Genomic DNA, 22696 nt, shown 5'->3' on the forward strand with positions numbered 1-22696 from the left:
AGGAAAGATGGCCCAAATCCTTTAAGTTGAGGTAAAATGAGCATCTTTCTTACCCGGTTAGAACCGCTTGGGCCGCCAACCGGCCCGTCTGCGCCGCGCCGTTCATATAGCCAGGACAGGCATCGGACAGATGTTCGCCGGCAAAGATGAGGGGCCCCGCCGACGCCCGCTGCGTTGCCTGCCCCTCTTCCTCCACCCAGAACAGGCCGGCGAAGCGGGTAAGCTGGCCGGGACGAAAACAGGAATAGGCCCCGCGCGCGAAGGGATCGCTGGCCCAGTCCGTCCGCCGTTGCCATGGTGCCGCCGCGCCGGAAAGTTCCGGCAGCGCATCTGCCACCGACGCTTCGAAGGAGCGGCGCAGAGCGGCCACGTCCGCCTCCCTTGCCGCCGCACATTGGCCTGCGCCCATGAACCAGGTGAGCAGGCCCGTCTCGCCCTCTCCGGCGGTCGCGTCCCAGACTTCGGAAAAACCGCCTGGCAAGGGCCAGCAATCGCCTGTAGCGCCCATCTGCTGCCATGGCTGCCCCTGATAGGCCGCATTCAGTTTTTCATTGCGGCCTAGATCCATTTCAGCGGCAAAGGCCCGCCAGGGCGCGGGCAGCAGTCCGCCAAAATCAATGCCTCGCAACAGCGGCGGGGGGACGGTCAGGATCACCCGGTCCGCTTCGTCATATTCGCCATTGGCAAAGCGCAGCTTCACCCGATCGCCGTTCATCTCCAGCGCGGCAAGCGCATGTCCCGTGCGTATTCGCGCCATGAGATCGCGGCTGAGCGCCTGCACCAGACCGCCCGAACCGCCGCGCAGCACGAAACGCTCGTCGCTGGCCCCGATCAGCTCGACATGCTGGCCGTCGGCCACCGGAAGGTTGAAGATCAGCTCAAGCGCCGATGCGTCGCCCGGTTCCTGCCCATATTCCGTCCGCACCGTCGCCTCGAGCAGGGCACGGACATAGGGCTTGGCAAGCGCGTCCGTATGCCGGTCGAGATATTGCGCAACCGACAAGGCATCGAGCGCAGGCGCTGCGGCCCCATAGTCCGCGTCGAGCGCTGCGGCATCGGCGCTGATGCGGGAGGCGAGGGGCCTCAGATCCTGCACCAGTTCAGCCTCCGGCACCAGCCGCCCTCCATCAAGGATCAGGGTGCGGCCCTTCAGCCCGGAACGGTCGATCAGCGGCAGGTCATAGTGCCGGGCGAGCGCCAGCATGTCCGCATGATCGCCATTGATGAACTGCCCGCCATCGTCGGAGGGCACCGGCCCGCTGCTGGAAGTAAAGACCCGGCCGCCAAGCCGCCCCCGTGCCTCATAAAGCCGCGCCGGGACGCCGGCAGCCGTCAGCTCCTTGAGCGCGACAAGGCCGGAAAGGCCGCCGCCGATGATCGCCACGCGCATATCGGTTCTGGCGCGAGCCCCGGCTGGCGCGAGAAGCGGCACCGCCGCGCCCGCCGCCATTCCGGCGAGCAGTTTCCGGCGGCTGATCCCGCCCGATCCCCGGACGGGCGAAGGCATGGCCTTGTCGGAAAGGTTGGCGCGCCGCGCCGCTTCCATTGCTCGCCACAATCCGCTGCCCGTCCGCATATCGCCCCCCGCCCTTGTTCTTGCCGGTTTTCAATCCTAAAGCGCGTGCATGACAAAACCGCAACCCAAAGACTGGATTCTCGGCATTTCCCCCTATGTGCCGGGCAAGGCCGCCAGCGATGACGGGCGCAAGCTGGTGAAGCTGTCCGCCAATGAAAATCCCCTAGGCACCAGCCCCCGGGCGCGAGAGGCATTTCTCGCCGCCACCGCTGACCTTGCCACCTACCCGGATCCCGGCGCCGCGCTGCTGCGGGAGGCGATTGCCGCGCAATATGGGCTGGACGCCGGCCGGGTGATCTACGGCACGGGCTCGGACGAGCTGCTGCATCTGGCCGCCAGCGCCTATGCGGGTCCGGGCGATGAAGTGCTGTATGTGCGCTACGGTTTTTCGGTTTACGACATTGCGGCACGGCGCGTGGGGGCCATCCCGGTCGTCGCGCCGGACAAGGATTATGCCACCGACGTGGATGCGCTGCTTGGCTGCGTGACGGAACGGACGAGGGTGGTCTTCCTTGCCAATCCGAACAACCCGACCGGCACATTTTCTCCGCGCGAAGAAATCGCCCGGCTGCACGCGGCCCTGCCGCCCCATGTGCTGCTGGTCATTGACCAGGCCTATGCCGAGTATCTGGACCCGGAGGAGGATGATCTGGGGCTGGAGCTTGCCCAAAGCGCCCCCAATGTCTTTGTCACCCGCACCTTCTCCAAAATCTACGGACTGGCGGCGGAGCGGATCGGATGGGGCTATGCGTCGGCGGAGGTGATCGGCGCGCTGCACCGCATCCGCGCGCCTTTCAACGTCACCACTGCCGGACAGGCTGCGGCGGCGGCGGCGGTGGGCGACATCGAATGGGTGGAGGCCAGCCGGGCGCACAACCGCGAATGGCGCGAATGGCTTGCGGGCGAAGTGGAAGCGCTTGGCAATCACGGGCTGAAGGTGGTGCCCAGCAAGGCCAATTTCCTGCTGCTGCTGTTTGAGGGCAAGCTGAGCGCCGAAGCCGCCTATCAGGGCTTGATGGAGGCAGGCTATGCCACCCGCTGGCTGCCGGGTCAGGGGCTTCCCGGCGCGCTGCGCATCACCATCGGCACAGAGGCGCAGACCCGCGACATCGCCCGCCTGCTTCGCGGCATGGCGGAGGGACAGGGCTGATGCTTCCCTTCTCGCGCGTCGCGATCATCGGTCTTGGCCTCATCGGCTCTTCCCTGGCGCGCGCCATCGAGGCGCAGATGCCGAGCGTGCGGGTCACAGGACATGATGCGAGCGCCGAGGTGCGGGAGATCGCCGGGCGGATCAAGCTGTGCGATGATGTGACCGACACGCCGGGCGCCGCCGTGATCGACGCCGATCTGGTCATCCTGTGCGTTCCGGTGGGCGCGATGGGCACGGCAGCGGCGGAGATTGCCGCAGACCTGCCCGCAGGCGCGGTGGTGAGCGATGTGGGATCGTGCAAGGCAGAGATATTGGCCGCGCTGGAGCAGGCCCTGCCCGGCCGCACCATCATACCTGCGCATCCCGTCGCGGGGACCGAGAACAGCGGACCAGAGGCCGGTTTCGCGAGCCTCTTCAAGGGGCGCTGGTGCATCATCACCCCTCCGGCCGCAGCCGATCCCTTGCCGGTCGAGCGTCTGTCCGAATTCTGGCGGCGGCTGGGCGCCAATGTGGAGACCATGGACGCCGGGCATCATGACCTGGTGCTGGCGGTTACAAGCCATTTGCCGCACCTTATTGCCTATACCATCGTCGGCACGGCGAGTGATCTGGAAGACGTCACCCGGTCGGAAGTCATCAAATATTCGGCAGGCGGCTTTCGCGATTTCACCCGCATCGCGGCCAGCGACCCCACCATGTGGCGCGACGTGTTCCTGGCCAACAAGGAAGCCGTGCTCGAAATGCTGCAACGTTTCTCGGAAGACCTGTCCGCCTTGCAGCGCGCCATCCGCTGGAATGACGGCGACGCCCTCTTCAACCTATTCACCCGCACCCGCGCCATCCGCCGCTCGATCATCGAGGAAGGCCAGGATGATGCCGCGCCCGATTTCGGGCGCACGCATGAGTGAGGGGGATTCCTGACGATGAGTTAGGCGCGTCAGACGAGAAAGGCGGACTGATGGCTTGGTAGCAATGCGCAACTTCACGCCGTTTAGTTGAACTTTCCGTGCACTTGAAAGCGGACATTGGCGTAAGCACCCCTCATAGGATGCAGCGATCCGGCGCCGTGGATGCCCTCAAGGCTGCGACCTTCGCAAAACATCCACGCTTGCCCTGAACGCGGTGGGACGTCTCTATATTGGATCGCCAAAATCAGATGCCGTCCGCATCGTGATCCAAAAGAAGCCACGATGAAGATGTTCAAACTGGCATTCAATCAGCGGTGACAAGACAGCATTCACGGGCTAGGTTTCCATTGGGGGAGCAGCATCATGGACTTTCGCAATATCGTTATCGTCGGGCTACTGGCCTGTCTTGTATGGTTCGGCAGCGCGATTATCCGACTTGAGCAGTTCCATTATGCTGCGATGTTGGAAGCTTGCCCCCTCATGCAGAATGAGCTTGATCGGGTGAAGTGGATCACTTGCCTTGAGCGCAAGAAAGATCTCCGCGCATCGCCCCTCTATGACCTCGCATATGGCTTGGACATTCTCTGATGGCAGATGAGGACACGCATTTGATCCTAAGGATCGAGACGAAGACGCCAATCGATTTAAATGACTTCGTCGCTGCTTTCGTTGGATTCGGAAATCAGTTCGAGCGCTTCCATGACGGCGAATATCCTACCGAACAGGGTAACGCTCGCTTCTACGTGCGTGAGGTTCGGGCAGGTTCCATCATCGCAGAACTCGTGCCCTATATTGGCGTCACTGCCCCGGTTCTTATCGGTGGTGGGCTGGCTGGCATCAAGCACGCCAATGACCTCGCCAAGTTCGTAGAAACCTACGGCGGCAAACTCCGCAACTACTTCAAGAAGGGTGGCCGCGAACCGAAAGCCTCCAAGGGAGATCTGGCTGACTGGCTGCGCACCGTTGAGGCAGTCGCACATGATGCTGATGGCTCGCTGTCATTGGCGGTCTATGAGAATGGCGAGCAGCGAGCGGCATTCGTCTTCGACACGAAACAAGCACGAGAGGCTGAACAAAACCTCCTTGAACACAAAATGGAACTCGATAAGACCACCGACGCGGATCACACCCGCGTGATGATGGTGTTCACGAGGACGAACGTAGCTCATGCAAAGACCGGTAAGCGTTCAGGCGAGTTGGTGCAGATCGACAAGATCCATCCTCGTCCCCTACCGATCGTCTACGCCTCCACATTGGCGGAAGAACGCATAAGGCATGAGATCGCGGACGCTGATGAGAACGTCTACAAGAAAGCCTTCGATGTCGATGTTAACGTGGAGATGAGATCGGACAGACCGATCGCTTACCGACTCATTGCAGTGCATGATGTGATCGATCTGCCGGATGAAGAGGGTTACTAAGGCATGGAATGTCCGACTTTAGTCGGCACCTGCCCGCTGAATTGTGTGCTGACAAACCGCAGCTATCCTGCCTTCTCCTTTCCAAACCCGCCTGTCCGGATACGGCAACAAAGCCGACATCAAGCGGGATGAGGGTAGGGAATGATCCGTCATTTCCTCTGCGCGTCTGCGCGAGAAATCCTGCGTGCCTTTGTTCGCGCTGACGCGCAGGGGGCGCAAGGGCCGCAAGCACAATATCCTCTCCGCGCTTCCGCCTCTCCACGTGGCCGTGAAGATGCCGTCTTGAACGGCTGCACCGGCCTTAGCCCCGGTAATGGTTGGTTGGGTGAAAGGTGGCCGTGAAGCTCCCTCTCTCCTTCAGGGGAGAGGGTTGGGGAGAGGGGACTGTAAACAGTCCCAAAATGGTGGGAGGCTCTATTCCCCACTCCCGGCTCAACTCCACTTCGCCGCCCTCTCCCCCGAAGGAGAGGGGGCCGAAGCGGCCCAAAGGTATCCACAAACAAAATGGCCCAAAGAAAAAGGGCGGAGCCGGTGGCTCCGCCCTTATCGGCGAACTCCGCTGACCTAAAGGTCAGAAGGAGCCATATTGCTCATTGCCGATGAAGCCCAGCTTCGTCACGCCGCTGCGCTTGATCTCCGCAAGCACCTGGTCGACGATGACATAGCGGGTCTGCGCGTCCGGCTGGAACTGCAGTTCGGGCTCCGGCACCATTTTCACGGTCTGGTCGAGATACTGGCGCACGGTCACCAGATCGACCGGCGAGCCGTTCCAGGTGATGACGCCAGCAGCGTCGATCGCCAGCTTGTTCTTGACGGGATCCACGACATTCTGCGGAGGATTGACCGATTCCTGGGGAAGGTCGATCTTCACCGCGTGGGTCTGGATCGGGATGGTGATGATGAACATGATGAGGAGAACGAGCATGACGTCGATCAACGGCGTCGTGTTCATTTCCATCATCGGTTCGCCGTCATCGCGGCCGCCACTCATGGCCATGATCTATACTCCTGAACTTCTTAGAGCCGCATGCGGTTGGCGCCGGGTTCAGGTTCTGAGATGAACCCTACCTTGGCGAAACCAGCGCGCTGCATGGTGTAGACGGTGCCGCCGATGCAGCGATAAGGCGTATTGATGTCGCCGCGGATATGCACTTCGGGCATGTCCTCTGGCGTCATGTTCTCAACACCGCCCGCCTTTTCAATGTCGGCCGTCAGCTTGGCGACCGCACGATCCAGCAGCTCTGACGAGTTGACCCGGGTCATGTTCCAATAGACCGCACAGGCGCCATTGGATTCTGTCGTTATGGAAAGCGACACATTTTCGGGCTTCGTCGACGTGGGTTCAAAAGCTACCTTGGGCAGCTGAAGATCGACCGTCTGGATAACGACCGGGACCGCGATGAGGAAGATGATGAGCAACACCAGCATGACGTCCACAAGGGGCGTCGTGTTGATGTCGGACATCGGGGTTTCATCGCCGCCTTCGGATCCAACGCTCATTGCCATTGATCAAATTCCTAACTCTTCCAGCATTCTTCGCCTGCGCACGGGCCTTTTCGGCTTATGTGCGGGATTGGCGGAGAGGGCCGGCTTTGCACCGGCCCTCCCGAACAATCAGGCTTTCTTGGCGGCAGCAGCGGGAGCCGCAACTGCGGGCTTCGCGGCGGCAACCGTGCCGGTGTTGGTCGGCTTCACCTGACCGCCCGACACCATGTAGCCAAGGACGTCAACGGAGAAGGCGTTGAGGTTCTCGGAGATCGACTTGTTGCGGCGCTGCAGCCAGTTGTAGGCAAGCACCGCGGGAACGGCCACGGCCAGACCAAGTGCGGTCATGATGAGCGCTTCACCGACGGGACCCGCAACGGCGTCGATCGATGCCTGGCCAGCCGCACCGATCTTGATCAGCGCGCGGTAGATGCCGATAACCGTACCGAACAGACCGATGAACGGAGCGGTCGCGCCGACGGTCGCGAGGAACGCAAGGCCGGTGTTCAGTTTCGAGTTGATCGCCGCTTCCGAACGGGCGAGCGAACCGTGCAGCCAGTCATGCGCTTCGACGGGATCGGTCAGCTTGGTGTACTGTTCCTGGGCAGCGATGCCGTCGTCGACCAGCTGCTTGTAGGCGCTGTTCTTTTCCAGCTTGGCTGCGCCTTCCTTCAGGCTGGCATTGCGCCAGAAGGTCTGACGGACCTTCTTCGCCTGGTTGATGATCTTCTGCTGCTCGATGAGCTTGGTGAACAGAATGTAGAAGGACGCGACGGACATGCCGCAAAGGATGATGAACACGGTCCAGGCAATGACGCCGCCCTGCTCAAGGGCTTCCATCAGGCCATAGGGATTCTCAGCGGCCGGGGCGGCGGCTGCAGCTGCAAACTGGATGAACATTTTCAGTAACTTCCTCTAACAATATGTTGGGCAAAAAGGCCGGCCCGGAGAAAAGTCCGCCAGACCGGCCTTCGAAATCAACGTGGTATCTGCCAAACCACGCGGCTGGCGTAGCTGCTCGGCATGGGATTGCCTTGGGTGTCCTCGGCGGGCTTGAAGCGTGCACGGCGCATCAGCATCTTGCAGGCTTCGGCATCGAGGTCGCCATGACCGCTCGACGAGGTGATCTGACAGTCAGTCACCTTGCCGCCGGCATCGATCGCCAAGCGGAATCCGGTGGTACCCGCCCGTTCCTCGCGCAGAGCACGGGAAGGATAGTCGTCCGGCGTCACCCACGATCCGGGATTGCCACGCGGGGTGGCACCCTTTGCAGCCTGCTTGGGCGGCGGCGGCGGGGGCGGGGCAGCGACCGGCGCGGGCGTGAACACCGGCGGCGGCGTCCGGACGGTCGTCACGGGCGGCGGCGGAGACGGTGTCTGCACGATGGGCGGCGGCGCTACGACGGGCGGCGGCTCGATCGGCTGATCAGGCGGCGGCGGCGGCGGCGGCTCCTCAGGTGGCGGCGGCTCTTCCTCCACATCGATCACATTAAGCTGCTCGGCCGCCTTTTTGACATATTTCATGCCAAGGCCTGTAACAAACGCATAACCGAGGACAGCATGGATAAGGGCAACGATGACGATCGAGGCCGCGCGGCTCGAACTCATCGAGTGGTCAGCATAAGCCATTCAGAAACGACACTCCTTAACTCTGCTTCCAAAAAAAGTGAGTGCCTCTTGAAAGGTGAAGCGGGAGAACCACATCCATCTTTCGCCGTGCACCAGAAAATTTTGTTAGATTATTTTTTTAATCCTCTATCGCGCCCCGGCCTGGTACGCAAACGCTTTATCGACGCGCACGCTTCCACGGCCGAGGGCTAGCGGCTAGGAGAATTGTGTGACAGTTTGATGCCCCTGGCAAGTCTCAAGAGTAACCATGATCCAAAAACTCCTGACCGCATGTTCGATTTTTGGCCTGATTTTCGCCGCAATTCCCGGAAATGCGCAGGTTTCTGCCGCCGGGGGGCTGTCTTATGCCGATCTGGCCGATCTCGCAGCGGACACCCCGCTGGTGATCGAGGCAGAGGTGCGGAAGGTCGCAAGGGTGAAGGCCGAACGGGCGGCCGGACTGGCGCAGGGGCACCTGCGTTTCTATGTCGAGGCACGGGTTCAAAAGCTCGTCCGGGGCCGCAACGGCATCGGCCGCGACATCAGCTACATTGTTGATTTGCCACTTGATTCCAGGGGCAAGGCGCCCAAGCTGAAGAAGCGCCATGTGCTGCTGTTCGCCCGTCCTGTGAGTGGGCGGCCGAGCTTCGTGCAACTGGTCGCACCCGATGCACAGATCGACTGGTCGCCCCAAAAAGAGGCGATGGTGAAGGCCATTCTGGTTCAGGCTGTTGCGCCGGATGCGCCTCCGCGAATCACTGGCGTCGGCGGTGCTTTCTATTCCGCGGGCTCCATTCCAGGCGAGGGCGAAACCCAGATATTCCTGAAGACGGCGACGGGTGATCCGGTGTCGCTGTCGATTCTCCGCCGGCCTGGGCAGGACCCCCGATGGGCGGTGGCGCTGGGCGAAATTGTCGACGAATCGGCCAGTATTCCGGCCCCAGGAAGCTTGCTTTGGTACCGTCTTGCCTGTTCCCTTCCGCGACAGTTGCCTGAGCAGTCGCTCGCCAATCTTCCCCCCGACGACGCCCAAATGGCGCGGGCCGATTATGGCGTCGTGATCAGCGGCCTCGGCCCCTGCGGCCGGACCCGCGGCGCAACCCAGCCAAGTTCCGGCGCATCTCAATCATAGCCTTGGATTTCGGGCCCTGCGCGGCTATCAGCGCCGCCATGGATTTATGAGCGGGGATCGAATGTCTGGTGAAAATGCATTGCGGATTGCAATCGTGGGCCTTGGCACTGTGGGCGGCGGCGTCATTCGCCTGCTGGAAACGAACCGGAACCTGATTGCAAGGCGTGCGGGCCGGCCCATTATCATCACGGCCGTTTCCGCTAGAGACAAAACAAAGGACCGCGGTGTCGACATTTCTGCCTATGAATGGGTGGACGATATGGGCAGTCTTGCCGCCCGGGACGACATTGACGCCGTTGTGGAGTTGATCGGCGGCGCGGACGGACCTGCGCTGACGCTGGCGCGGCAGTGTCTGGCGGCGAACAAACCCTTTGTCACCGCCAACAAGGCAATGATCGCGCACCATGGCCTGGATCTTGCCCAGGGTGCGGAAAGAGCAGGCGTGGCGTTGAAATATGAAGCCGCGGTGGCGGGCGGCATTCCGGTGATCAAGGGGCTGCGCGAAGGCGCGGCGGCCAATGAGATCAGCCGGGTCTATGGCATATTGAACGGCACCTGCAATTACATCCTCACCACGATGGAAAAGGAGGGCCGCGCTTTCGCCGACGTGCTGAAGGACGCACAGGAGCTTGGCTATGCCGAGGCCGATCCCACCTTCGACATTGACGGGATAGACGCAGCGCATAAGCTTTCCATCCTGGCGAGCCTGGCCTTCGGCACGGCGCTCGATTTCGACAATGTCAACGTGACCGGCATCCGCCATGTCATCGCCGCCGATATCGCCGAAGCGGCGGCTCTCGGCTTTCGCATTCGCCTTGTCGGCATGGCCGAAACGGGTGCCGACGGGCTGTTCCAGCAGGTGCATCCCATGCTGGTGCCGGCAAATCATCCGCTGGCCCATGTGGACGGATCCTTGAACGCGGTCGTCGCCGAGGGCAATTTCGTCGGCCGCCTGTTCTTCCAGGGCGCGGGCGCGGGCGACGGCCCGACGGCGTCAGCGGTGGTCGCAGACCTTATCGACGTGGCGCGTGGCGAATATGGCCCTGCCTTTGCCATGCCGGTCAATTCGCTCGACCGCATGGCGAAGGCTGATGCCGGGAAACGGACTGGCCGCGTCTATCTGCGCTTCAAGGTTGAGGACCGGCCGGGCGTCCTTGCAGAGATCGCGGCTGCGACGCGCGATGCCGGTGTTTCGATCGAAAGCATGATCCAGCGCGGCGAAAGCAGCAATGGCGGCGTCATGGTTGCGATCGTCACGCATGTCGGCGAACTCGCCTGCATCAGCGACACGCTGGAGCGGCTGAGCGGCTCGGAAAGCCTGCTCGACCAGCCGATGTTGATGCACATATTGGACTGAACGGCGGTAGGTTCCAAACTCCGTCATTCCCGCGAAAGGATGGATTTCCGCGTTCGCGGGAATGACGGAGAAGAGGAGTCCTTGCTGTCCTCAGCCGAAGGCGACGCTTTCGAACCGGACTGCTTCACCGACTGCTTGGTTGGCGAGCTGGTCTTCCCACATCACCCGGTGACCCCGCACGAAAGTTCCCACTGGCTTGCCGGTAAGTTCCATGCCGGTAAAGGGCGACCAGCCGCAGCGTGAGGCAAGCCAGTCCTCCGTCACAGTCCAGCGCCGCTTCAAATCCACAACGCTGAAATCCGCGTCATAGCCTGCCGCGATCCGACCCTTGGTCACAAGGCCAAAGACGCGCTGAGGACCGGCGCTGGTCAATTCGATGACGCGCTGCAAGCTGGTTCTGCCGGCTGCGACATGGTCAAGGAGGAGGGGAAGCAATGTCTGGACCCCTGGCATGCCGCTGGGGGAGGCAGGGTAGGCCTTTGCCTTTTCTTCCCGTGTATGGGGCGCATGGTCGGAACCGATCACATCGGGCACCCCCTGGTTGAGCCAGTGCCAGAGACCGTCGCGATGCGCAGCCGAACGGATGGGCGGATTCATCTGCGCGAGGCTGCCAAGGCGCGGATAGGCATCTTCCCCGGCGAGCGTCAGATGCTGCGGCGTTACCTCGCAGGTGGCAATATCCTTGTGCTGCGCGATCAATTGAAGCTCGTCGGGCGTGGTGACATGCAGGATATGGATCCGCCTTCCGGCGGCACGCGCGAGCCGCAGGATGCGCTGGGTCGCGAGCATCGCGCTTTCATCGTCGCGCCAGACGGGATGGGAGGAAGGATCGCCTTCGATCCTCAAATCCTTGCGGGTATTCATCCGGCCTTCATCCTCGGCATGAACGGCGACCCGCCGCTTGCCAGATGCAAGGACCGCTGCCAAAGCCCCATCCTCCGCGACCAGCAGGCTCCCGGTCGATGCGCCCATGAAGATCTTGACGCCCGCAGCCCCCGGCAGCCGTTCAAGCTCCGCAAGTTCCGAAGCATTGGCGGTCGTCGCGCCCACATAAAAGGCATGGTCGCACCACATGCGATGGTGGCCCCGCTTCACCTTGTCCTCGAGCCGGCCGGCGCTGTCGGTATTGGGGCTGGTGTTGGGCATTTCGAAAACGGCCGTGACGCCCCCCAGCACTGCGGCGCGGCTGCCCGATTCAAGGTCTTCCTTATGCTCCAGTCCAGGCTCGCGGAAATGCACCTGGCTGTCGATGACGCCGGGCAGGATGTCGAGGCCGGTGCAGTCGATGATGTCGCCCGCATCGCCAAGCGCGGACCCAAGGGCCGCGATCTTGCCATTGCGCACTCCGATGCTGATTTCGGCCGGGCCGCCGGGCGTGTGCACGATGCCGTTCTTGAGGATGAGGTCGAACGTCTGGGTCATCATCAATTCTCCGTTCGTCCCGAGCGAAGAGGGGACGGCAAGCAGTGCATATGTCTCCAGTCACGGGACATTGGCGGGTTGGAAATTGCTGCGCCACCCCTTAACTGTTTGCCATGTCCGAAACCACCCTAATCGACCGCGCCCTCCTCCGCCTTTCAGGAGAGGAGGTTCGGCCTTTCCTGCAGGGGCTCATCACCCAGGATGTATTGACGCTGAAGGGGGGGGAGCCGCGCTGGAGCGGGCTGCTGACGCCGCAGGGGAAGGCGCTGTTCGATTTTCTTCTGTGGGCCGATGGCGAGGATGTGCTGATCGATTGCGAGAAGGATCAGGCGGACATGCTTGCGCGGCGATTGTCGCTGTACAAGCTGCGGCGCAAGATCGGCATTGCGCGGGACGAAAGCCTGGCGGTGCACTGGTCCCCGGAAGCGAAGGATCGGCCCGCCGATCCCCGGCTGCAGGAATTGGGCCGTCGCTGGCTGGCTCCTGCGGACAGCGCTGGAGCTGGCCACGCCGCTGCCTGGCGCGCCCATCGCTTGTCCCTGGGGGTAACCGAGGGCGTTGCCGAGCTCGGATCGGACCAGACCCTATGGCTTGAGGCGAACGCCAGGGAGTTGAACGGCGTTGATTTCCGTAAGGGATGCTATGTCGGGCAGGAAAATACCGCCCGCATGCATTACCGTGCCAAGGTGAACCGCAGGCTGGTGGTGCTGCCGCTCGAGCAAGCGGATGGGAAGCGTCAACGGCTTGCGATCCCGCAGCTTGGCCTTTCCATAGAGCTTCGGCGCGTGGAGGATTTAGGCGGTCTAGCATTGCCCGGCTGGCTCGCCGATGCTGTCGCCGCCGAGCAGGCTGAGGGCTGAAACCCGATGCGTTTCCTGCTGCCCTTCCTCCTGCTGATCCTTGCCGCACCTGCTTCCGCGCAGCAGTATCGGATCGTTGCCAGCTATCCCCATGACAGCGCCGCCTATACCGAGGGGCTCTTTTATCTTGGCGGGTCGCTCTATGAGAGCACGGGCAAGGAAGGGCAATCCGAGATAAGGGAGGTGCGGCTGGAGGACGGCAAGATCCTGCGCCGCGTCTCCCTCCCGCCGCAATATTTTGGCGAGGGCATCGTCCCCTGGAAGGGCGAGATTTTTAGCATCACGTGGCAGCATGGCCTTGGTTTTCGCTGGGGCCTGCGCGATTTCCGTCCCAAATCTTCCTTTCGCTACCGGGGCGAAGGCTGGGGGATGACACAAGATGGCAAGCACATCATCATGAGCGACGGAACGCCCGAGTTGCGGCTGATCGATCCGGCAGACTTCCGGGAAGTGGGGCGCATCAGGGTGGTCGATCAGGGTAGGGCGGTGAGCCGCCTCAATGAATTGGAATATGTGAAGGGAGAAATCTGGGCGAATGTCTGGCTGACGCCCCGCATCGTCCGCATCGATCCTGCAACGGGAGAGGTGAAGGGCTGGATCGACCTTTCGGCGCTCGTCGAGGCACAGGGACAGGAAGACACGGACTCCGTGCTGAATGGCATTGCCTATGATAGCGAGCAGGACCGCCTGTTCGTGACGGGCAAGAACTGGCGGCACCTCTATGAGATTGACGTGGCGGATTGAGGAAGGCCGCGGCCTGCCTTCGCCCCGGCCAGATGATTGGACAGCCGCATGAGTGGCAATTGGACATTTTCGATCGACCGGGGCGGCACCTTCACCGACATAGTCGGCCGCGCGCCCGATGGGGGGCTGCACGTCACAAAGCTGCTCTCCGACAATCCGGAACATTATGCCGATGCCGCCGTCGCTGGTATTGAGCGCCTGCTCGCCGGCCATGGCGGGACGTTGGGCGCGGTGCGGATGGGAACCACCGTCGCGACCAACGCCCTTCTGGAGCGCAAGGGGGAACGGGTGGCGCTTGTCACCACGCGGGGGTTCGGCGACGCATTGCGGATCGGCTATCAGGCGCGGCCCGACATCTTTGCCCGGCACATCATCCTGCCGTCCTTGCTTCATGAGGAAGTGATCGAGGTCGAGGAGCGGACCGGCGCGGCAGGGGAGGTGCTGCAGCCGCTCAATGAGGCCAAGGCCCGCATGCAGTTGCAGGCCGCTTTCGACAAGGGCTTTCGCGCCCTTGCCATCGTGCTGATGCATGGCTGGCGCTGGACCGCGCATGAAGCGCGCCTGGCGCAGCTTGCGCGGGATACCGGCTTCACGCAGATATCGGTCAGCCATGAAGTTGCGTCGCTCGTCAAGCTCGTTGGCCGTGGCGACACCACGGTGGCCGACGCCTATCTTTCGCCCGTGCTTCGCCGCTATGTCGATCGGGTGGTGGCGGCGCTTGGGGAGGACACGCAGCTTCTCTTCATGCAGAGCAATGGCGGTCTGGTCGGCGCCAGACGGTTCCGGGGCAAGGATGCCATCCTTTCGGGACCGGCGGGCGGCATCGTGGGCATGGTACGGACCGCCGCGGCGGCCGGTTTCGACCGGATCATCGGCTTCGACATGGGCGGCACCTCGACGGACGTATCCCATTATGCCGGGCGCTATGAGCGGACCGATGAAGCCGTGGTGGCGGGGGTGCGGATCAGGGCTCCCATGCTGCAGATTCATACCGTCGCGGCGGGCGGCGGGTCGATCTGCCATTATGATGGCGGCCGCTTCCGGGTGGGGCCCGATTCCGCCGGAGCCGTGCCTGGGCCCGCCTGCTACCGGCGCGGTGGTCCGCTGACCATCACTGATTGCAATGTCGCGCTGGGCAAGATCAGGCCCGAATATTTTCCCAAACTGTTCGGGCCCGGCGGGGATCAGCCGATCGATGCAGGGGTCGTGACAGCAAAGCTGTCGGCGCTGTCCGACGAGATCGAGCAGGCGAGCGGCGAGCGCATGTCGCCGCAGGAGATTGCGCAGGGGTTCCTCAGCATTGCCGTTGAAAACATGGCCAATGCCATCAAGAAAATCTCGGTGGCGCGCGGGCATGATGTCAGCCGCTATACGCTCGCCTGCTTTGGCGGGGCGGGCGGCCAGCATGCCTGCCTGGTGGCGGATGCGCTGGGCATGGAACAGGTGATGATCCACCCGCTCGCCGGGGTGCTGTCGGCTTATGGCATGGGCCTCGCCGACTTGCGGGAGCTGAGGCAACGCACGCTCGCCGAGCCCCTTGGCGTCGAGATCCAAGCGGAACTGGACGCGCTGGCTGCCGAAGCAAAGGCCGCCATCGAAGCGCAGCATGTGCAGACCAGCGGGATCGAAATCTTTCGCCGCTGCGCGCTTCGTTATGACGGGAGCGATACCGCGCTGGAGACAGAGGTGGCCGGGCCCGAGACAATGAAGGCCGAGTTCGAGGCGCAGCATAGGGCGCGCTTTGGCTTCATCCTGCCCGATACGCCGCTCGTCGTTGAGACGCTGATAGTGGAGGCGGTGGGCCGGGCCGGCGAGGATAGTGGGCCTCTGCCGGTGGGCCGAGGCGAGAGGCAGTTGCTGCAAGCCGGGCCAATGGCCATTTATGACCGGGCCGCAATGGCGGCGGGCGCGCGGCTGAGCGGCCCGGCGCTCATCATCGACCCCACGGCAACAACGGTGGTCGAACAGGGCTGGCAGGCGGAGGTGGATAGTGCGGGCAATCTTGTCCTTACCAGAGCCGTGCCCCGGCCCTTGCAACAGGCAGCGGGAACGCAGGCCGATCCCGTGCGGCTGGAGATTTTCAACAATCTCTTCATGGCAATCGCCGAGGAAATGGGTGTTGCCCTTCAGAATACGGCAAGCTCCGTCAACATCAAGGAACGGCTCGATTTTTCCTGCGCCCTGTTCGATGGCGAAGGCGCATTGATCGCCAATGCGCCCCATATCCCCGTGCATCTGGGCTCAATGGGCGACAGCATCCGGACCATCATCGCAACACGCGGCTTGGGTGCCGATGGTTCTCCCCGCGATGGCCGTGGTTTTAAGCGGGGCGATGCCTATGTGCTGAACGCGCCCTATGCCGGTGGCACGCACCTGCCAGACATAACGGTCGTGGTGCCGGTTTTCCTTGCAGAAGGGGAGCAGCCCGACTGCTTCGTTGCGGCGCGTGGCCATCATGCCGATATTGGCGGCAAGACGCCCGGCTCCATGCCCGCCGACAGCCGGACCATCGACGAGGAAGGCATCCTTGTCGACAATATGCTGCTGGTCGATGCGGGCAGTTTCCGGGAAAGCGAAATACGCGCCCTGCTCGCTAGCGTCCCCTGGCCGGCACGCAATCCCGACCGGAATATTTCGGACCTGAAGGCACAGCTCGCCGCCTGCACCCGTGGCGCGGCGGAGCTGGGGCGGATCGCCCGCGAATATGGGGCTGAGGTGGTCCTTGCCTATATGGACCATGTCCTTGACCATTCAGAGGAAGCAGTCCGGCGGCTTCTGCTTCGGCTGGAGGATGGGCAGTTCCGCTATGCCATGGACAATGGGGCCGAGGTGGCCGTTGCCGTTCGCATCGACCGCAGGCGGCGTTCGGCCCGGATCGATTTCACCGGCAGCAGCCCGCAGCTTCCGGGCAATTTCAATGCGCCTCGCTCCATTACGCGCGCGGCTGCGCTTTATGTCATCCGCACCCTCATCGACGATCCCATTCCGATGAACGACGGCTGCTTGCGCCCTGTGGAACTGATCGTGCCGGAAGGATCGATGCTCAATCCCTTGCCGCCTGCAGCGGTCGTGGCGGGCAATGTCGAAACCAGCCAAGTGGTTACCGATGCCCTGTTCGCCGCTATGGGCGCGCTCGCCCCATCGCAAGGGACGATGAACAATTTTACCTTTGGCAATGAACGCTATCAATATTATGAAACCATTGCGGGCGGTTCAGGCGCTGGCCCGGATCATGACGGCACTTCGGCGGTGCAGACCCATATGACCAACAGCCGCCTCACCGATCCGGAAATATTGGAAAGCCGTTTCCCGGTTCTGCTGGAGGAATTTTCGATCCGTAAAGGATCAGGAGGCAAAGGCCGGCATTGCGGCGGCGATGGCGTTGTGCGGCGCATCCGTTTCCTTGAGCCCATGGCAGCCGGCATCCTCTCCAACCGGCGCAGGATCGCTCCGAAGGGCCTCAAAGGGGGAGAGGACGCAAAGCCGGGGCGCAATCTCGTGATCCGCGCCAAAGGGGATGTGGAGGATGTCGGTCCTCTCGCATCCGTCACCATGGCGGCAGGCGATCAGTTCGAGATCCATACGCCGGGCGGTGGCGGCTTCGGGTGAAGCGCCCCTGTCCCGCTCCGGAACAGGGCATGGATTAACCATCATTTGGACTAGCGGCAAAAGTTAAAAATCCGTTAACAAGTCGTCATGAAACGGCGACTCGTTCTTACCACCGAATCCGCCCGGCACCCCTTCCGGCGCTCGCTGCCCCCCACGTTGTTTTTGGTGGGCAAGAAGGACAAGCGCACGTCCGACGACCAGGACTGGAAGCTCTTTGCACTCAGCTTCTCCGCCTTCTTCACGGCCTTCTACAGCTTCATAGCCTGACGGGGATCGCCAACCGCTCAAAGTGAATTGCGTCTCGCAATGGCCGCATAGACGGCGGCGCTGGGCTTGGGGACGCGTTTGAAGGTGACCGGATCGAAGCTGTGCAATCCGAATTTTACGCGATAGCCAAAGATCCACTCGAAATTGTCGATCAGCGACCAATGGCAATAGCCCGCAACCCGAACGCCCTCGTCCATCGCTTTTTTCAGACCGTTCAGAGCGGCTGGAATGAGTTCGGCGCGGATGCGGTCGTCGGTTGTGCCAACGCCATGCTCCGTCACTAGAATGGGCAGTTTCGCCTGTGAATATGCGTAGCGAACGGCTCCTTCCAACGAGGGTGGATAAACCTCATTGTCGAGATAGTTGACCTTGGCCCCGGGTGGCGCCGGCAAGCGGCCTTTTTCGGTCCAGACCATCCGTTCATAGTTCTGGACCCCCATGAAGTCGTCCCCGCGCGCGGCATGCAGCCAGTCGCCGTACATTTCCGCGCGTTTGGCCTCGAGTTGGCTGTTGGGGCCTGCCGCCTGATCGTCGAACATGGCGAGCGAAACGCCGACCGGCAGATCGCCTCGCGCCGCCTTGATGGCCGCGCGGCCAGCCTTGTGCCCAGCGATCAGCAGCGCCTGCATCGCATCGACATCTTCCATATTGGCCACATTCATCGCCACGAACTTGGGCGTAAGCGACCGGCGCGCGGCTTCTGCGAGCATGGCGCGCTGACCCTCGAAAATATGGGGCGGCAGTTCCAGGCTTTTCAGGACGCGCAGGATATTGGGCTCGTTGAGCGTCAGCGCATAACCGATGCCATTTGCAAGATGCCTTGCCGCGCGGTCGCAGAAGCGGGCGAAGAGCTGGGGGGCTTCGCCGTTGGTCCACCCTCCCTTGGCCGAAAACCAGCGAGGCGCCGTGAAATGGTTGAAGGTGACGATCGGGGTCAGTCCGCGAGCGCGGCATCCCTCGATCATGCGCTTGTAGTGATCGAGCATCGCGATTGAAAAAAGGCCCGGCTCGGGCTCTATGCGCGGCCATTCGAGGGAGAAGCGATAGGCATTGAGGCCCATGTTCTTGGCGATATCCATGTCCAGCGGCCAAAGGTGAAAGCTGTTCGCCGCGTCACCCGACGGCTCTTCATAGGCGGTTGGTTTCAGATGTTCGAGAAACCAGCTGTCGCTGCCGACATTATTGCCCTCGATCTGGTGCCCGGCGGTTGACGCGCCCCAGAGGAAGCCCTTTGGAAATGCGCCGTTCCCGCGATGCCTTGGTGCCGCACCCCAGGCTGGTAAGGCAGCCATGGCCGCACTTGCCCCGATAAAGCTTCTGCGGTCGATCATGATCCTCTCCCGAACGGCATCGCGGCTGCTCACTTGATCCTTCATGCCACAACCCGCCCGGTCCAGCAGCAATTGTTGCTATCCTGCCGAACGACCGATCGATGTCATGGTGCGGGAGATCATGTGGTTCTGCACGTCTATACGAATGGCGTAAAGCCGCGCCAGTTCCCGATGCACCCGTCGCGCATGGGGGCATTGCGCCTGTTCAACGCATTCCAGTTCCTTCCGATAGCGCTGATATAAATAGTCCAGTTCCGCCATGTCTCCGCTCCCACCCGAGTGTCAGATGACAAACGGATGAGCCCGGACCTTTAATCCCGTCATTCGGCGCATCATGAAATCCAGCTTGCAACCAGCGCAACGGCGCACAGAAAGGTGATGAGCGTCGTGGTCCAGCCCAGGAAGTTGGTCCAGCGGCCATTGGTGCGGGCTCCCACCACCTTCCGGCTATTGGTCAGCAGCATCATGATCAGCAGGAGAGGCGGCACGGAAAGGCCCTGGACGATACCCGACCAGACAAGCGCCCGCACTCCTCGAGCATGCCAAGCATGACCCGGAACATCGTGCGCGCCGCCTCGGGAAGCGACGAGCCCATTTCCTCTTCCAGTAGGTCGCCGAGCAGTGCCACGTAGGACCTGCCCTTGAGACACCTCGCGCAGGCGTCTCTCGACTTCAGCGAAAGCTGAAGTTTATGCCTTGCAGGCAGTCGAGGGGCTCGGGACGAACGGAAATCGATCAATCTGAATGAAACAGTCTCTAGACGTCCAGATTGGCGACGCTGAGAGCATTGTCCTGAATGAACTCGCGGCGCGGTTCCACGACATCGCCCATCAGGCGAGTGAAGATCTCGTCCGCAACATCGGCCTGATCGATTTCCACGCGAAGCATGGAGCGATTGGACGGGTCCAGAGTCGTTTCCCACAACTGTTCCGCGTTCATTTCGCCTAGACCCTTGTAGCGCTGAATGGACAGGCCCTTCCGGCCAGCCTGCAGGATCGCATCCAGCAGTTGCGAAGGACGGGTGACAGTGATGCCCTTCGATACCACTGTTGGCGTTTCCTCTTCGCCCTCTTCGTCGGAGGCCTGCTGTACGGCGGCGGTTTTTGCAGCTACCAGGCGGCTCGCCGTCTCGTAACTTTCGGCTTGTTCGATCGCCAGTGCATGAAGCTTGCGAGCCTCCGCGCTTCCAAGGAAAGTGGCTTCGATCATGTGATGATCCGTGACGCCGCGCCACAGCCGCTCGAAATGGAAGCCCCCTTCTTCGGACATGCGGCCGGTCCACGTGCCCTCCTCATCATTGGTTTCCATCCAATGCACGGCGGCCTTCAGCTTTTCGTTGCGGGCGGTGCGATCCAACTCGGGCGCGAGCGCCCCGCCAAGCGCCAGCGCCTCTATGATCGCGGGGTCATAGCGGCGGGGCACATAGCGCATGAGCGTGCGCATGCGCCGTGCATGTTCGACCAGGCTGCGCAGATCCTCTCCCGAGCGCGATCCCTGGGCGGTGTCGAGCCGCATGGCCTCTATGCCATTGTCGACGAGATATTGATCGAGCGCTGCCTCATCCTTGAGATAAACCTCCGACCGGCCGCGCGCTGCCTTGTAAAGAGGCGGCTGGGCGATGAAGAGATGCCCATTCTCTATGATCTGCGGCATCTGCCGGTAAAAGAAGGTGAGCAGCAAGGTTCGGATATGCGCGCCATCGACGTCGGCGTCCGTCATGATCACGATCTTGTGGTAACGCAGCTTCCCGATGTTGAAATCATCCCGGATGCCGGTGCCCATCGCCTGGATGAGCGTGCCGATTTCCTTTGAGGACAGCATCCGGTCAAAGCGCGCGCGTTCGACATTCAATATCTTGCCCTTCAATGGCAGGATCGCTTGATAATGCCGATCACGGCCCTGCTTGGCGGAGCCGCCGGCCGAATCACCCTCCACCAGGAACAGTTCGGACTTGGCGGGGTCCCGTTCCTGGCAGTCGGCGAGCTTGCCGGGCAGCGAGGCGATGTCCATCACGCCCTTGCGGCGGGTGAGTTCGCGGGCTTTGCGTGCGGCTTCGCGGGCCGCGGCGGCATCGATGATCTTCTGGACGATCGTCTTGGCATGGGCGGGATTTTCCTCCAGCCATTCAGCCATCTTGTCCGCCATCAGGCTTTCCAGCGGCTGCCGGACCTCCGATGACACGAGCTTGTCCTTGGTCTGGCTGCTGAACTTCGGATCGGGCAGCTTCACCGAGACGATGGCGGTAAGTCCCTCCCGCATGTCATCGCCGGTGAGCGACACTTTTTCCTTTTTAAGCTGGCCTGACTTATCGGCATAATTGTTGAGCGTGCGGGTCAGCGCCGCGCGGAAAGCGGCAAGGTGCGTGCCTCCGTCCCGCTGCGGGATATTATTGGTGAAGCAGAGGACATTTTCATAATAGCTGTCATTCCATTCCAGCGCGACGTCGATGCCGATGTCATCGCGCTGGCCGGTGATGGCGATTGGGTCAGGCATCAGCGGCTGCTTGTTGCGGTCGAGCCATTTCACGAAGGCCGCGATCCCACCCTCATAATATAGCTCAACCGTCTTGTGTTCCTCGTGGCGGGCGTCGGTGAGGAACAGGCGTACGCCCGAATTGAGGAAAGCCAGCTCGCGATAGCGGTGCTCCAGCTTCTCGAAATCAAATTCGGTGATCTTGAAGGTGGCAGGCGAGGGCAGGAAGGTAACGCGCGTTCCCTTCCGGTCCGTGTCTCCGGTCACCTTGAGCGGCGCTTCGGCATCGCCATGGCGGAAGCGCATGAAATGCTCCTTGCCGTCGCGCCAGATGGTGAGGTCCAGCCATTCCGACAGGGCATTGACGACCGATACCCCGACACCATGCAGGCCGCCGGAAACCTTGTAGGCATTATCGTCCGAGGTGTTCTCGAATTTGCCCCCGGCGTGAAGCTGCGTCATGATGACCTCAGCCGCCGACACGCCCTCTTCCTTGTGAATGTCGGTGGGAATGCCGCGGCCATTATCCGTTACGCTGACCGAACCGTCCGGATTGAGCGTGATCTCGATGCGGTCGCAATGACCCGCCAGTGCCTCGTCGATGGCGTTGTCCGAAACTTCGAACACCATATGGTGGAGACCCGATCCATCGTCGGTGTCGCCAATATACATTCCGGGACGTTTGCGGACCGCATCCAGCCCCTTGAGGACCTTGATGCTGTCGGCGCCATAGCTGTTCTTTTGCGGTTCGTCGGTCATGAAAAGTCTATAGGCAAGGCAATGGCAAAACCCAAGTCAAATTAGGGGAAAAGCAGCCGCCGAGCCAATGCGTTACGCGCTCCTGCCTTCCTTGCAGAGGCGCAAGTCACTGATGCTCCTCGCCTTCCTTCCCTCCGTCCTTCTTTTCCTCGCGCGTCTGCGCCTTCCGGCGCCGCAGATTCTCCCGCAGCGCCTCCGCCAGCCGTTTTTCCCGTTCCTCGTCATTCTTGCTCATGGCCGGTCAAATAGCGATTTTCTCCGCTTTTGGGCAAGCCGCCTTGACAAGCCCGGCCCGCTGTGGCCATAGGCCCGCTCCACCGCCGCCTTCCACAGGACTCGGGCGGTCAAAATGGTCATGCTGCCGTAGCTCAGTGGTAGAGCGCATCCTTGGTAAGGCTGAGGTCGTGAGTTCAATCCTCACCGGCAGCACCATTTTTTCATAACATCGCTCCATCGAGATCCGTGATCAGGGTCAAGCCTGTGGCGTATTTGCCGCAGGCCGGGCGAAACAAGCGCAATGAAGAAAAAAAGAAAAAATCAGTACTGGATTGGTTGAATCCCTTCCCCCATAGGTGGTTCATGCCGTTACGAAATTC

Annotated in this window: 22 protein-coding genes and 1 tRNA gene; 11 read left to right on the plus strand and 12 right to left on the minus strand. The window is 61.9% G+C overall.

The features are described 5' to 3' along the window. Nucleotides 1–49 precede the first annotated feature (49 nt). Complete coding sequence (locus tag VJS46_RS01610; RefSeq protein WP_324057595.1) at nt 50–1576, minus strand: flavin monoamine oxidase family protein; 1527 nt, start codon at nt 1574–1576, stop codon at nt 50–52. 49 nt (nt 1577–1625) lie between these two features. On the opposite strand from VJS46_RS01610, the gene hisC reads away from it, so the two are divergent. From hisC to VJS46_RS01630, 4 genes are all read left to right on the plus strand, one after another. Beyond that, nucleotides 1626–2726, plus strand: a complete 1101-nt coding sequence (hisC, locus tag VJS46_RS01615; protein ID WP_324057596.1) for a histidinol-phosphate transaminase — start codon at nt 1626–1628, stop codon at nt 2724–2726. Next, nucleotides 2726–3634: a prephenate/arogenate dehydrogenase family protein gene (locus VJS46_RS01620; RefSeq protein ID WP_324057597.1), complete on the plus strand. Its 909-nt coding sequence runs from the start codon at nt 2726–2728 to the stop codon at nt 3632–3634. Before hisC ends, VJS46_RS01620 begins: the two co-directional genes overlap by 1 nt. Before the next feature lie 363 nt (nt 3635–3997). Continuing rightward, complete coding sequence (locus VJS46_RS01625; protein WP_324057598.1) at nt 3998–4222, plus strand: hypothetical protein; 225 nt, start codon at nt 3998–4000, stop codon at nt 4220–4222. Further along, a complete protein-coding gene (locus VJS46_RS01630; RefSeq protein ID WP_324057599.1) occupies nt 4222–5055 on the plus strand; it encodes a hypothetical protein in 834 nt (277 codons plus the stop codon). The genes VJS46_RS01625 and VJS46_RS01630 overlap by 1 nt, the downstream gene beginning before the upstream one ends. Nucleotides 5056–5626: 571 nt before the next feature. Here the strand turns inward: VJS46_RS01630 and VJS46_RS01635 are convergent. From VJS46_RS01635 to VJS46_RS01650, 4 genes are all read right to left on the minus strand, one after another. Beyond that, a complete protein-coding gene (locus VJS46_RS01635) occupies nt 5627–6052 on the minus strand; it encodes a biopolymer transporter ExbD (RefSeq protein ID WP_324057600.1) in 426 nt (141 codons plus the stop codon). A 20-nt stretch (nt 6053–6072) separates the two neighbouring features. Continuing rightward, nucleotides 6073–6561, minus strand: coding sequence for a biopolymer transporter ExbD (locus tag VJS46_RS01640; RefSeq protein ID WP_324057601.1), 489 nt, complete (start codon nt 6559–6561; stop codon nt 6073–6075). A 108-nt stretch (nt 6562–6669) separates the two neighbouring features. Continuing rightward, nucleotides 6670–7440, minus strand: a complete 771-nt coding sequence (locus tag VJS46_RS01645; protein ID WP_324057602.1) for a MotA/TolQ/ExbB proton channel family protein — start codon at nt 7438–7440, stop codon at nt 6670–6672. 77 nt (nt 7441–7517) lie between these two features. After that, entirely contained in the window at nt 7518–8168 is a 651-nt protein-coding gene (locus tag VJS46_RS01650; RefSeq protein ID WP_324057603.1) for an energy transducer TonB, read from the minus strand. A gap of 247 nt (nt 8169–8415) precedes the next feature. Between VJS46_RS01650 and VJS46_RS01655 the strand changes: the two genes are divergently transcribed. After that, the gene (locus tag VJS46_RS01655; RefSeq protein WP_324057604.1) at nt 8416–9279 is read left to right on the plus strand and encodes a hypothetical protein; all 864 of its coding nucleotides are present in this window, start codon (nt 8416–8418) and stop codon (nt 9277–9279) included. A 61-nt stretch (nt 9280–9340) separates the two neighbouring features. Further along, nucleotides 9341–10636 (plus strand): homoserine dehydrogenase, encoded by a 1296-nt coding sequence (locus tag VJS46_RS01660; protein ID WP_324057605.1) that lies wholly within the window; start codon nt 9341–9343, stop codon nt 10634–10636. Between the two features lie 90 nt (nt 10637–10726). Here VJS46_RS01660 and VJS46_RS01665 read toward each other — a convergent pair whose 3' ends face one another. Continuing rightward, nucleotides 10727–12058 carry a dihydroorotase gene (locus VJS46_RS01665; RefSeq protein WP_324057626.1) on the minus strand — a complete coding sequence of 444 codons (1332 nt, stop codon included), beginning with the start codon at nt 12056–12058 and terminating at the stop codon, nt 10727–10729. Nucleotides 12059–12171: 113 nt separating this feature from the next. On the opposite strand from VJS46_RS01665, the gene VJS46_RS01670 reads away from it, so the two are divergent. From VJS46_RS01670 to VJS46_RS01685, 4 genes are all read left to right on the plus strand, one after another. Further along, nucleotides 12172–12918 (plus strand): folate-binding protein, encoded by a 747-nt coding sequence (locus VJS46_RS01670; protein WP_324057606.1) that lies wholly within the window; start codon nt 12172–12174, stop codon nt 12916–12918. A 6-nt stretch (nt 12919–12924) separates the two neighbouring features. Continuing rightward, on the plus strand, nt 12925–13662 hold the full coding sequence (locus VJS46_RS01675; RefSeq protein ID WP_324057607.1) for a glutaminyl-peptide cyclotransferase: 738 nt from the start codon (nt 12925–12927) through the stop codon (nt 13660–13662). Between the two features lie 48 nt (nt 13663–13710). Next, nucleotides 13711–17271 carry a hydantoinase B/oxoprolinase family protein gene (locus VJS46_RS01680; protein ID WP_324057608.1) on the plus strand — a complete coding sequence of 1187 codons (3561 nt, stop codon included), beginning with the start codon at nt 13711–13713 and terminating at the stop codon, nt 17269–17271. Nucleotides 17272–17358: 87 nt separating this feature from the next. After that, nucleotides 17359–17538: a hypothetical protein gene (locus VJS46_RS01685; protein ID WP_324057609.1), complete on the plus strand. Its 180-nt coding sequence runs from the start codon at nt 17359–17361 to the stop codon at nt 17536–17538. 17 nt (nt 17539–17555) lie between these two features. On the opposite strand, the gene VJS46_RS01690 is transcribed toward VJS46_RS01685, so the two are convergent. The 6 genes from VJS46_RS01690 to VJS46_RS01715 all read right to left on the minus strand — a co-directional run bounded on the left by VJS46_RS01690 (nt 17556) and on the right by VJS46_RS01715 (nt 22457). Continuing rightward, on the minus strand, nt 17556–18869 hold the full coding sequence (locus VJS46_RS01690) for a family 1 glycosylhydrolase (protein ID WP_324057627.1): 1314 nt from the start codon (nt 18867–18869) through the stop codon (nt 17556–17558). 78 nt (nt 18870–18947) lie between these two features. Beyond that, on the minus strand, nt 18948–19130 hold the full coding sequence (locus tag VJS46_RS01695; RefSeq protein ID WP_324057610.1) for a hypothetical protein: 183 nt from the start codon (nt 19128–19130) through the stop codon (nt 18948–18950). A 71-nt stretch (nt 19131–19201) separates the two neighbouring features. Continuing rightward, entirely contained in the window at nt 19202–19399 is a 198-nt protein-coding gene (locus VJS46_RS01700) for a hypothetical protein (RefSeq protein WP_324057611.1), read from the minus strand. A gap of 226 nt (nt 19400–19625) precedes the next feature. Beyond that, the gene (gene gyrB, locus VJS46_RS01705) at nt 19626–22100 is read right to left on the minus strand and encodes a DNA topoisomerase (ATP-hydrolyzing) subunit B (RefSeq protein WP_324057612.1); all 2475 of its coding nucleotides are present in this window, start codon (nt 22098–22100) and stop codon (nt 19626–19628) included. A 106-nt stretch (nt 22101–22206) separates the two neighbouring features. Next, nucleotides 22207–22335, minus strand: a complete 129-nt coding sequence (locus VJS46_RS01710) for a hypothetical protein (protein ID WP_324057613.1) — start codon at nt 22333–22335, stop codon at nt 22207–22209. Continuing rightward, nucleotides 22332–22457 carry a hypothetical protein gene (locus tag VJS46_RS01715; RefSeq protein WP_324057614.1) on the minus strand — a complete coding sequence of 42 codons (126 nt, stop codon included), beginning with the start codon at nt 22455–22457 and terminating at the stop codon, nt 22332–22334. The genes VJS46_RS01710 and VJS46_RS01715 overlap by 4 nt, the downstream gene beginning before the upstream one ends. Between VJS46_RS01715 and VJS46_RS01720 the strand changes: the two genes are divergently transcribed. After that, nucleotides 22458–22532 (plus strand) — tRNA-Thr (locus tag VJS46_RS01720). Nucleotides 22533–22696: the final 164 nt, after the last annotated feature.

Source organism: Rhizorhapis sp. (assembly GCF_035276005.1).
Taxonomy (GTDB): Bacteria; Pseudomonadota; Alphaproteobacteria; order Sphingomonadales; family Sphingomonadaceae; genus Rhizorhapis.